Origin of the sequence: Microbacterium proteolyticum, assembly GCF_029639405.1 — a bacterium.
Taxonomy (GTDB): domain Bacteria; phylum Actinomycetota; class Actinomycetes; order Actinomycetales; family Microbacteriaceae; genus Microbacterium.
Window position 1 is genome coordinate 874078 of the sequence record NZ_CP121274.1, and the last position, 11268, is coordinate 885345.

Below are 11268 nucleotides of genomic sequence, written 5' to 3' on the forward strand. Positions count from 1 at the left end.
CCCCCGCCGTCACTTGGTGATGCGCATCGTCGACACGTCGAGGTAGTCACCGAAGGCGCGGATGCTGAATCCGTCGGCCATGAAGACGATCCCGGGCGTGCTCACCAGCGGTACGGCGTCGACGCGCTGCAGGATGCTCTCCTGCGCCTCGCCCAGCGCGGCGCACTTCTCGGTGTCGTCGGTGGCGCTCATCGCCCGCAGCAGAGCCGCGTAGCCCGCGTCGTTCGCCGCGCCCGTCTTCGAGCGGCCGCCCTCCTCCGTCACCGGACCCATCGCCCGCAGCAGCGACGAGGGCAGCGTGCCCATGATGTTCACGTCGCCCTGCAGCGTCATGTCCCAATCCGACCCGCCGGCACCGGTGGTGGAGGACCAGGTGGCGTTGTCCAGCGCGTTCACCTCGACCGTCGCCCCCTGCGCGCGCAGAACCTCGGCGATGTAGTCGTTGGCCGCGCCGAACCCGGTGGTCCCGATGAGGCGGATGGTGACGCCCGACAGGGTGCCCGTGGCATCCGCGTCGTACACGATGGCGTCCGCCGGGTCGTCGACGACACAGGCCAGGGCGTTCGAGGCGAGCGTGTGCAGCACCTCGCCGCGTCCGTTCGTCACGACGTCGTTGACCGCGCTGGGGTCGATGGCACGGGCCACGGCGAGGCGCAGATCGCGGTTGTCGGCGAAGATCGTGCCGGGGCGCTCGTTGAAGACGAGGTAGCTCGTGGAGTTGGTGTACGTGACCGAACTGAATCCGGTCGCGCCCTCCATGCGGTCCACGGCGTCGCCGAAGACCGGTGCGAGGTCGAGCGCTCCCGCCATGAGCTGCGTGGCCACGGTGGCGTCGTCCGCGATGGGCGTGAGCACGACCGTGCCGGCCGGGCGGCCCTCGAGAGGCGTCGCGAACTCCGGCCACTGGTCGTAGCCCTCGCGCAGCGCGAAGGTGTACGACACCGCGGGCTGCGCCGCGGCCAGGGTGTAGGGGCCCGTGGTCGCCCCGGCGACCGTCCCCGCCGCGAGTCCGTCGAGATCGGCCAGGCCGGGAGCGCACACGATGCCGGCCTGCGGCAGGCTGACCCCCACGGGGAGGTCCGACCAGGGCTCGGACAGCGACACCGTCACCGTACCGGCCGTGTCATCCGCGGCGACCGTCGCGGTCCCGGCGCCGATGGCCAGGCTGCGCGCCGACGAACCCGTCTCGGGGTCCAGGAATCGCGCGAGGGACGCGGCGACCGCGTCGGGGGTGAGGGGCGATCCGTCGGAGCAGGTCGCGTCATCGCGCAGTGTGAAGACGTAGTTGCTCGCGTCGACGGCCTCCCACGAGCTCGCGAGCCCGCCCACGAGCACGTTGCCGTCGTCGCGGCGCAGGAGGGTGTCGTAGAGCAGCCGCGCCGTCGTGTAGTCGTCGGTGGCGCGCGAGAGTGCCGGGTCGAAGGTGCTGGGATCGGTGAGCAACGTGGTGCGGATGGTATCCACGTCGCTGCCGCCGCCGTTCACCTCCCCACTCGCCGCGCAGCCGGCGGTCGCGAGCACACCCACGACGGCCAGGGTCGATGCGAGAAGACGATGCGATCGCGCCACGATTCCTCCAGATTGGATACAAGAATTAGTTTTCGGGATACTTTCGTCCATGATGCGGCATCCGCGCGAATCGGTGACCCCATCGACCAAGACCGCACGAATTGTTCGATCGGAAGGAACCGAGCGCATGGATATCCCCGAGCTCGACGCGCTGGATTACCGCATTGTTAACGCGCTCCAGCTGCACCCGCGCGCCTCGTGGGCCGAGCTGTCGGGCATCCTGTCGTCGGATGCGAGCACGCTCTCGCGCCGCTGGAGCCGCCTGGCCGACTGCGGAGCGGTGTGGTCGAGCTGCTTCTACATGCCGCTCGAGCGACGGAGGCGGCAGCCCCTCGCGTTCGTCGAGGTGCTCTGCCACCCGGCCGGGCTCGACGAGACCGTCGACGCCCTCGCGGTGATCCCCGAGGTGTTCAGCGTGCACGGCACCTCGGGCGACCGGCAGGTCTACGTCACCGTCGGAGCGGCCTCCCTCGCGGAGATCGATCAGTGCGTGCGCACGCGCATCGCCACCGTGCCCGGTGTCGCGACCACGCGCGCGCACTATGTCCGACGGGTCTTCCAAGAAGGCGGGCAGTGGCGGCTGGGCGTGCTCACCGACGCGCAGACCGCGGCGATCGCCGCCCGACGACCACAGCCCGCGTCCGACCTCGCGGCGGAGCCGACCCCGGAGGAGTGGAGCGTGCTCGAAGCGCTGGCCGAGGACGTCCGCCGTCCACTCGCCCAGATCCGGGAACGCGCCGGCGGCTCACTGGCGGCGGTGTCCCGACGGGTCACGACGCTGCTGGGCGCGGACTGGGCGCATTGGCGCATCGACGTCGCCCACCGCGCGCTCGGTTACGAATGCGCGGTGATGCTGTGGCTGCGCGCTCCCCAGGAGAATCTCGAGCAGATCGCCACGTCCTTCCGCCTCCTGCCGGAATCGCGCCTCATCGCTTCGGTCACCGGACCGGCGAACCTCGCGATCTCGCTCTGGCTGCGGGACCTGGCCGACCTCGACGACCTGGAACAGCGCGTGGCCAAGGTCTACCCCCAGCTGTCGTTCACGGACGTGTGGGTCGTCCCTCGGGTCTACAAGCGCGCGGGCCATGTCCTCGACGCGAACGGGATGCAGGCGCGGCACGTGCCCTTCCGCGAGAACGGCGGGGACTGAGAATCCAGCGGCGGACGCAGCGCCCCGTCGGCTACGCGCACATCGCCGAGCGAATGGATGCCGAGCTCCAGACGCTCGGCCTCTGACACCGCCGCGCTAGGCCGCGCGCCGGCCCGAGCGCACCCGGAACCACAGCGTCAGCTCGGCGAGCGCCCGCGCGGTCACCGTGGCATCCCCGGAGTCCAGGTCGTCGAAGGTGTCGCGGAACCCCTCCGGCGGTGCCGATGTCGACGTTCCGAGCGGTTCGTAGCCCATCGTCCAGTCGGGGAACCGGCGTTCCTCGACGGGCTCGGACACCAGGATCCGCACGTCGCGGTGGCGGGGGTCACGACGGATGCGGTCGATGGCATCCCGGACCGCCGATTCGGGACCCTCGAGCACCTGGAGGAATCGGCCGCCGCGGTAGAGCAGCACGCCCGACAGGTCGGTGCCGACGTTGGCGACGCGGCTGGACTCCAGCAGCCGGGCGAGCTCGTCGTCACCGAACGGGGCGACGGCGGTGCTCGAGTAGGTCAGCGAGAACAGGTCGTCCGTCATCACTGCATCACCGACCCGGGGAAGACGTCGGGGACCTGGCGCAGCTCGATCTCGGGCACGGCGTTCGTGGCATCCGCGTGCGCTTGGGCGACGGCCGCCATTCCGGCGACCAGTCCGGGGAAGCGTCCGACGAGACGCGAGCGTCCGTTGTAGGCCAGATAGCTGCCGTCGGCTTCGCGGTCGACGTAGCCGAGGAAGACCCCGCGCGCACTGGCGACGTGGAATCCGTCCTCCACCCGCGCCCACACGACACCGGCACCGGGTCGATCGTCAACAGTCATGCGCGCGTCCTTCCGCCCCGGCAGGGTCCCCTTCCGAAAGTACACATGCCCGAAAGGCGCTCCAGCCGCTTGACAGGAGGACGGTCAGAGCACTGCGGCGAGGATCGCCTCGGCGTCGTCGGTTCCGGATGCCTCGACGATGCGCCCTCGCGCGAGCCGGTACATCGCGAACGAGGCGATGCTGACGCGGCGACGCGTCGCCGGCACGTGTAGGAAGATCCCGGTGTGCGCGCCGCTCCCCCGCAGGTGAACGGCGAGGCGATCGTCCTCGACGACGACCTGGATGCGACGCCACTGCCAATCCGGGAAGCCGCGCACCAGGTCGGCGTACTCGTCGAGCCACGCATCCGCCCCGGCGGGGAGGTGCGCGCGGCGCACGTCGGGGGCGAGGAACTCCCGCACCGCCTCCGCGTCGTGGCGGTTCAGCGCGTCGAGGAACTCCTGGAACCACTCGCGCGTCTCCCAGGCCTCCACCCGCCCCATTATCCCCGCGCGTGAGTCGCCAGGATTTGTCGCCTCGGCTGGCAGAGAAGCGACAAATCCTGGCGACTCACGCCACCCGTCAGGATGCCGCGAGCTCCTCCGCCAGGCGACGGGCGCCGCGGACGGCGATCGCGACGCTCGTGAGCGTCGGGTTCATCGTGTTCGCCGTGGGGATGAGGCCGTTGCCGCCGACGAACAGGTTCTCGAACCCCCACACGTGGGAGTACGGGTCGGCGACCGAGGTCGCGGGGTCGGTTCCGGCGCGCATCGTCCCCATGAAGTGGAGGCTCGAGCCGTTCGGCAGCAGCCGCGGCTCGGCGATGAACGAGCCGAGCGCCGCGCCCGCGCGCCGCAGCCGCTCGGTCGCCTCGGCGATCTCGGCATCCTCCCGCTCGGTCAACGCGTACTCGATCGTGAAGTTCGGCAGCCCGCGGTAGTCGAGCTCGTCGTCGCTGAAGGTCGCGCCGTCCTCGACGCGCGGGAACTTCCGCACGCCGAAGCCCATGTTGATGTACCCCCAGCGGTTCCCCGCGGCGGGGTGCGCGGGGTCGAGCGGGAACGGCGGGGTCTCGGCGTACATGATCTGCGCCGAATACGGGTGGTCGGGCTCGGAGAACGGGATGCGGTTGACCGCCGCGACCGGGTCGGCCGGGTTCAGCGCGCGCCGGTCGAGCTCGGCCTGCAGCTCGGCGTCGGACACGAGCTCGCTCATCCGCTCACCGTCGAGCACGACGGTGCCGATGACGACGTGGTGCTCCGTGAGGTAGCGGCCGAGAGGAGCCGGACGGATGCCGGAAGCCCACAGCAGCTGCGGCGAGCGGAACGCGTCGGCGGCGACGACGACGGCATCCGCCGGGACGAACGCCTCCTCGTGCGTGCGCAGGTCTTCCACCACGACGCCCCGCACGCGCGCACCGTCATGGTCGATGCGCCGCACGAGCGAGAGGTCGCGCAGCTCGAACCGCCCCGCGGTGTCGGTACCCGGCTCGATGAGCGGACCCAGGACCGTGTCGGTCCCGGCCCACCGCATGGTGCCGTCGGGCTGCGGGTCGCCGGCGACCGGCAGCGTGCTCACGCCGAAGCCCTCGGGGAGCTCGGCCCCGAACTCGCGGTCGAGGAGAGTGCGGATCGCGGCGCCCACGGGCGAGTCCGAGAACGCCGCGCTCTGCTTGTGCAGCAGGTCCTCGGCGGTCGAGATGAGGTCTTCCCACTCGTCGTCGGGGATGAAGTCCAGCTTCTCGCTGAACGCCGGACGCGGGATCGCGCAGGTCCAGTGCGCGCCCTGGCCCCCGACGTTGGTGGCGGCGGCCGCCGCCGGGAAGCTCGGGGCGTGCGCCGACCCTGCGCCGCCGAAGTCCAGCAGATGCGTCCCCTGGCGCGCCGTGAACATGCCCTCGACGATCGTGCCGGACGGGATGCCGAGCGAGTCGCGGAACTCCCCCGCCTGCGGCCCCTGCGACCTCTCGCGGGCGCGGGCCTTCTCGTCGGGGTCGGCGATGTTGCGCACGCTCTCCCCCGGGCGCTCGGTGACCGGCGGTCCGGCTTCGAACATGATGACGCGCGCCTGCGGAAGCGACTCCAGCAGCACCCGCGCGTAGGCGGCGCCGATGGGTCCGCTGCCGACGACGGCGATCGTGGGGGTGTCGGACATGGTCTCTCCTTCGAGATCAGGCGGGCTGAGAGATCAGACGGGCTGGCGTTCGGCGTCGGTCACGGCATCGAGGGGTGCGGGCGCCTCGTCGGACAGGCGCCCGCCGGGGAGCAGCAGTGCGAAGACGATGCCGCAGGCGTAGACGAGCGCGAGACCGGCGAACACCGGAGCGAAGGTGTCATGGTAGATCACGGCGACGGCGTCCTGAACCTCGGGGGACGCGGCGCGGACCACCGCGGGAGTGAGGGTGTCGGCATCCAGACCGACCGGGAGGGCCGCGGCGACACCGAAGCCGACCACGCCGCCGACGATCGCGGTGCCGACCGCCGACCCCACCTGGCGCACGAGGTTGGTGGTGGCGGTGACGGCTCCGAGGTCGGAGCGGGCGGCCGCGCTCTGCACGACGGCGAAGATGAGGTTCGTGAACGAGCCGGTGCCGATGCCGACCGCGGCCATCACGACCATGGGCACCCACAGCGGCGCCCCCGCCGGGAGCGCGGCCATGGTCGCCAGCCCCGCGGCTCCGAGCACCGTGCCGAAGACGGGGTAGAAGCGGTAGCGGCCCGAGCGGCTGACCAACCACCCGGTGAGCAGGTTGCTGACGAGCATCCCGAGCACGGTCGCGATCGGCACGAGACCCGACACGGTCGCGGTCGTGCGATAGGCCATCTGGATGTAGGTCGGCACGTACGCGACGACGGCGAACAGACCGGCGCCGACGATGAGCGAGAGACCGAGGCAGGCGAGGATCGTGCGATTGCGCAGGATCCGGGGCGGCAGGATCGGCTCGACCGCCCGTCGTTCGATGGCGACGAGGGCCAGGATGCCGACGACCGCCGCCGCCGCGCACGCGAGCGCCGCCGGGCGCAGGGCGTCGTCGCCGATCCAGGTCACGGCGAGCACGAGTGCGACGAGCGTGCCGGTGAAGACGATCGAGCCGGGGATGTCGAAGCGGGGGTGCGCGCCACCGGGGAGACGGGGCACGGCGACCAGGGCGAGCGCGAAGGCGGCGAGACCCACCGGGATGTTGATCCAGAACACCCACGACCAGCCCCAGAAGTCGGTGATGAGTCCGCCGACGACGGGTCCGACGACGATCGCGACCGGGAAGGCCGTGCCGATCACGGCCATGTAGCGGGGACGCTGGCGGGGGCTCGTGACGCGGGCGATGATCGTCTGCGACATCAGCTGGAGCCCCGCGGAGCCGAGGCCCTGGACGACGCGGGCGGCGATCAGCCAGCCGAGGTCGGGGGCGAAGCCGCACGCGAGCGAGGCGACGAGGAACAGGCCGAGCGACACGAGGAAGACGCTGCGCGGCCCGACGACGTCGCCGAGCTTGCCGAGCACGGGCAGCATCACGGTGGCGGCGAGGGTGTAGCCGACCATGATCCAGCTCATGTGCTCGAGCGCGCCGAGGTCGCCGGCCATCGTGGCGAGCGAGGTGGAGACCACCGTGTGGTCGAGGGCGCCGAGGAACGACACCGCGAGAAGGGCGACGACGAGGATGCGCACGCGCGCGGGGGAGAGAGTCATACGTGGGGCGCCCGTACGACCGGGCGATCGACGCGACCGTATGTGCCGCTCCGGCTCCCTCACCGGGCGAACGGACCCGCGGGGCCCCGACGTCGGAGCCAGCATACCCGACTTATGTCGATTTTCAACATTAGCGGAGCGCGTCGGAGAGCACCGACGCCGCCCCCGACAGGGCCTGCCCGCCGTCGACGCCGATCTCCGCGCCCGTGATGAACGCGGCGGCATCCGAGAGCAGGAAGGCGACGATCTCGGCGACCTCGACCGCCTCGCCGACACGATGCAGCGGAATGATCGCGGTGCTCGCCTCGGCGAACACGGGCGGCGCCGACGCCGTCATCGGGGTGCGGATGAAGCCGGGATTCACCAGATTCACCCGGATGCCGCGGGGCCCGAGTTCCGTGACGCTCGCGTGCGTGAGCCCTCGCAGCGCCCACTTGCTCGCGGTGTACGCGGCCGTGTAATGCCCCGTGAGTCCCGCGACCGAGCCGATGTTGACGATCGAGGAGCCGGCATCCATGAGCGGGAGGAGCGCTTGGATGCCGAGCATCGCCCCGGTGACGTTGACGGCGAACGCGCGGTCCCAGTCGGCGCGGGCGAGCTCACCGATGCGCGCGCGGTGCGTGATGCCGGCGTTGTTCACCAGCCCCCGCACGCGCCGTCCGTCCAGCGACGCGGCGAGTGCGGCCCAGTCCTCCCCACGGGCGACGTCGAGGCGTCGGTAGGCGAGCGATCCCCTGAGGGGCGCCGCGCGCTCGCGCAGCTCGGGGGCGTCCTCGGCCAGGTCCACCGCGACGACATCCGCCCCGAGCGAAGTCAGCGTCAGCGCCTCCTCGGCACCCTGCCCACCGGCGGCGCCGGTCACCACGAACAGGTGACCGGCGATGCCCGGCAGACGCAGATCGGTCATCGCCCGGCCGGGGATCCCGCGACCTCGCTGCGGTGTCGCTGCCGCGAACGCTCCCGCGCCCGCGGAACCACCGGGGCGGGCACGCGCTCCCCCACGACGTTGACGATCTCGCCGACGCCCTCGATGACCATGCGCACCTCGTCGCCGGGTTCGAGCGGCCGCGGGTCGAGCGCACCGCGCCGCCCCCACAGCTCGCCCAGGCACCCGCCGTGGCCCACCGTGCCCGACCCGAGCACGTCGCCCGGCACGACGACGGAGTTCCGCGCGGCGTACATCACCAGCTCGGGGAACGGCCAGCCCATGTTCGACACCAGGTCGTCGCCGATGAGCTCGCCGTTGATGAACAGCTCCGCCCGCACGGCGAGGAAACCGTCGGCGTCGAGGTACGGCTCGAGTTCGTCGACCGTGACGATCCACGGCCCGAGCGTCATCGCGAAATCCTTGCCCTTGGCAGGGCCCAGCCGCACCTTCATCTCGCGCGACTGCAGGTCACGCGCCGACCAGTCGTTCATCACGGTGTAGCCGAAGATGTGGGCGGCCACGCTCGCGGCATCCAGGTTCTCCCCGTCCGAACCGGGCACCCCGCCGATGACCGCGGCCAGCTCGAGCTCGACGTCGAGCCGCTGCGTCTCGGGGATCGGCACGACGTCGCGGGTCGCCCGGACCGTGTGCGGGTTGGTGAAGTAGAAGGTCGGGGCCTCGTACCACTCGGGCACGACCTCGCTCTTGCCGTCGACCGACGCGCTCACCCCCTCGACGTGCTCCTCGAACGCGACGAAGTCACGGATCGACGCCGGCACGAGCGGGGCGAGTAGACGCACGTCAGCCAGGGGCCGCGCCGCCGCGAGGTCACGTCGTCCGAACAGCGCCGAAGCCGCGTCGATCCCCTGCGCGAGCACCTCGGCGACACGCAGCCCGTCGGGGAACGGGATCACCGTGGCCCCGTCGACGAACCCTTCGCCGATGTCGGCGCCGTCGACCCAGCGCGCAATCCTCACGCGTGCACCCGCGTGCGCAGCAGCGCCTCGGCGTTGCCCCCGAGGATCGCCGTCGCCTCGGCGTCGGCGAGCCCGGCGCCGCGGACGAACCCGACGGGGTCGTCGAGCCCCATGTCGAACGGGAAGTCGCTGCCCAGCAGCACCCGGTCGGCTCCCGCGACCTCGACGAGCCACCGCAGGGCGCGCTCGTCGTGCACGACCGTGTCGAACCAGAGCTTCGCGAGGTAGGTCGAGGGCGCGTGCGCGCACCCGTGCGCCTCGGGCCGCACCTTCCACGCGCGGTCGGAGCGACCGATCGCGGTGGGCAGGTACCCGCCGCCGTGCGCCGCCACCAGACGGAGGCCCGGATGCCGGTCGAGCACACCCGCGAAGATGAGGTGCGAGAGCGCGACGGCGTTCTCGGTGGGCTGGCCGACCGTGTTCGAGAGGTAGAACCGGTCGAGGCGCTCGTCGAGCGAGCAGCCGAACGGGTGCAGGAACACCACCGCCCGCAGCTCCGCGGCGCGCGCCCAGAACGGCTCCAACCGGTCGTCGCTCAGCTCGACGTCACCGGCGAAGGAGGAGATCTCCACCCCGGCGAGCCCGCGCCCGAGCACCGCGTCGTCGAGCGCGTCGACCACGAGCTGCGGGTGCTGCAGCGGCACGGTGCCGAGGCCCACGAGACGATCCGGAGCCTGGGCGACGTGCTCGGCGATGAGCCGGTTGGCTTCGCCGGTCGTCCACGTCGCGAGACCCTCGTTCGCCCACGGGTAGAAGTGGTTCGGCGACGGGCTGACCCACTGCCGGTCGACGCCCTGCGCGTCCATCGCGGCCAGACGCGCCTCGACGGAGGTCAGGCGCGGGAACCGCTCGCCGATCATGCGCCCCGACGCCTGCAGGCTCGCCAGCCCGTTGCGGCGCAGCTCGAGATCGGCCGCGGCCTGCACCTCCTCGGGTACCCGCCGCTCGACCTCGGCGTGCAGGCCCGGCATGAGCAGGTGGGCGTGGACGTCGACGACCTCGCTCATGCGGGCACCGAGGTGATCTGCGCGACGCGGAACATCAGTCCGCTCGCGTCCGCATCGCGGACGCCGTCGAGCTGCCACTGGGCGAGCTGCGCCGACGCGTCGACGATCGCCTCGGCCCGCGCCACACGACGCTCGTGGAAGGCGTCCCACAGCGTCTGGTCGACGGCAACCCTGTCGATGAGGAGTTCCGTCAGCACCGCGGCGTCCTCGAGTCCCTGCGCCGCACCCTGCGCGATGGTCGGCGGGCAGCTGTGCGCGGCGTCGCCGATGACGACGACGCGGCCGCGGTTCCAGGGCGCCTCGACGAGGTGTCGGGTGAACCAGGTGTAGTTGGCATCCGCCCCGGCTTCGATGTCGGCGCGGATGGAGTTCCACGGGCCGTCGTACGCGCGCGACTGCTCGACCATGATCCGGCGCGCCTCCTCGGGGGAGGCGCCGGAGCGGTCTTCGGCCTTCTCGACCAGGAACGCGTACATCGTGTCGGCACCGGTGGGCGTGTACCCGGCGATGTACACCGGACCGCCGTAGTACAGCTCGGTGCGGTCGACCCCCTCGGGAAGCGACACGAACGTGCGCCAGATGCCCATGCCGTTGCGCTCGGGAGACACGTGGATGCCGACGAGCTCGCGCACCGTCGAGTGCAGGCCGTCCGCGCCGATCACCAGGTCGTAGCTTCCCGCCGGCGCGCCGTCGACCTCGACGTCGACCGCGTCGCCGGACGGCGTGAGGCCGGTGACCCGCCGACCGAAGTGCACGCGGGCGCCGTGCTCCTCCACGGCGGCGAGGAGGATGCGGGCCAGGTCGGGTCGCGACAGCCCCATGGCCGAGGGGTAGTCCGCACCGCCCGTCTTGAGATCGGGGAGCGCTGCGACGATCGGGGCCCCCGGCCCCGGGGCGCGCAGGTTCAGGCCCTCGAACGCGTTGCCGGCCGCGGCGATCTCGTCCCACACCCCGAGTGCGTCGAACACGCGCAGGGCGTTCCCCTGCAGCGTGATGCCCGACCCCCGGGTGGGCAGCGACGGTTGCGCGTCGAAGACGTCGACCTCGACGCCCGCGCGGGCGAGGAAGATGGCGGATGCCAGGCCCGCGACGCCGGCTCCGGCGATCGCGACTTTCTGAACGGCGGTCATGTCAGAACCTCTCTGTTCTTTC

Annotated in this window: 11 protein-coding genes; 1 reads left to right on the forward strand and 10 read right to left on the reverse strand. The window is 71.7% G+C overall.

The window, feature by feature from the left end; genetic code table 11:
• Positions 1 to 9 precede the first annotated feature (9 nt).
• Positions 10 to 1569 (reverse strand): ABC transporter substrate-binding protein, encoded by a 1560-nt coding sequence (locus tag P8R59_RS04875; RefSeq protein ID WP_278102987.1) that lies wholly within the window; start codon positions 1567 to 1569, stop codon positions 10 to 12.
• 127 nt (positions 1570 to 1696) lie between these two features.
• On the opposite strand from P8R59_RS04875, the gene P8R59_RS04880 reads away from it, so the two are divergent.
• Positions 1697 to 2719 carry an Lrp/AsnC family transcriptional regulator gene (locus P8R59_RS04880; RefSeq protein ID WP_278102988.1) on the forward strand — a complete coding sequence of 341 codons (1023 nt, stop codon included), beginning with the start codon at positions 1697 to 1699 and terminating at the stop codon, positions 2717 to 2719.
• A gap of 96 nt (positions 2720 to 2815) precedes the next feature.
• Here P8R59_RS04880 and P8R59_RS04885 read toward each other — a convergent pair whose 3' ends face one another.
• The 9 genes from P8R59_RS04885 to P8R59_RS04925 all read right to left on the reverse strand — a co-directional run bounded on the left by P8R59_RS04885 (position 2816) and on the right by P8R59_RS04925 (position 11246).
• Complete coding sequence (locus tag P8R59_RS04885) at positions 2816 to 3256, reverse strand: BLUF domain-containing protein (RefSeq protein ID WP_278102989.1); 441 nt, start codon at positions 3254 to 3256, stop codon at positions 2816 to 2818.
• Positions 3256 to 3537, reverse strand: a complete 282-nt coding sequence (locus P8R59_RS04890) for a hypothetical protein (protein ID WP_278102990.1) — start codon at positions 3535 to 3537, stop codon at positions 3256 to 3258. Before P8R59_RS04890 ends, P8R59_RS04885 begins: the two co-directional genes overlap by 1 nt.
• A gap of 84 nt (positions 3538 to 3621) precedes the next feature.
• On the reverse strand, positions 3622 to 4011 hold the full coding sequence (locus tag P8R59_RS04895; RefSeq protein WP_278102991.1) for an ester cyclase: 390 nt from the start codon (positions 4009 to 4011) through the stop codon (positions 3622 to 3624).
• A gap of 88 nt (positions 4012 to 4099) precedes the next feature.
• On the reverse strand, positions 4100 to 5671 hold the full coding sequence (locus tag P8R59_RS04900) for a GMC oxidoreductase (RefSeq protein ID WP_278102992.1): 1572 nt from the start codon (positions 5669 to 5671) through the stop codon (positions 4100 to 4102).
• Positions 5672 to 5704: 33 nt separating this feature from the next.
• On the reverse strand, positions 5705 to 7204 hold the full coding sequence (locus tag P8R59_RS04905; protein ID WP_278102993.1) for an MFS transporter: 1500 nt from the start codon (positions 7202 to 7204) through the stop codon (positions 5705 to 5707).
• A gap of 130 nt (positions 7205 to 7334) precedes the next feature.
• Positions 7335 to 8111, reverse strand: coding sequence for an SDR family NAD(P)-dependent oxidoreductase (locus tag P8R59_RS04910; protein ID WP_278102994.1), 777 nt, complete (start codon positions 8109 to 8111; stop codon positions 7335 to 7337).
• On the reverse strand, positions 8108 to 9109 hold the full coding sequence (locus P8R59_RS04915) for a fumarylacetoacetate hydrolase family protein (RefSeq protein ID WP_278102995.1): 1002 nt from the start codon (positions 9107 to 9109) through the stop codon (positions 8108 to 8110). Before P8R59_RS04915 ends, P8R59_RS04910 begins: the two co-directional genes overlap by 4 nt.
• Positions 9106 to 10116, reverse strand: coding sequence for an amidohydrolase family protein (locus P8R59_RS04920; protein WP_077051224.1), 1011 nt, complete (start codon positions 10114 to 10116; stop codon positions 9106 to 9108). The genes P8R59_RS04915 and P8R59_RS04920 overlap by 4 nt, the downstream gene beginning before the upstream one ends.
• Entirely contained in the window at positions 10113 to 11246 is a 1134-nt protein-coding gene (locus P8R59_RS04925; RefSeq protein WP_278102996.1) for an FAD-dependent monooxygenase, read from the reverse strand. The genes P8R59_RS04920 and P8R59_RS04925 overlap by 4 nt, the downstream gene beginning before the upstream one ends.
• Positions 11247 to 11268 lie beyond the last annotated feature (22 nt).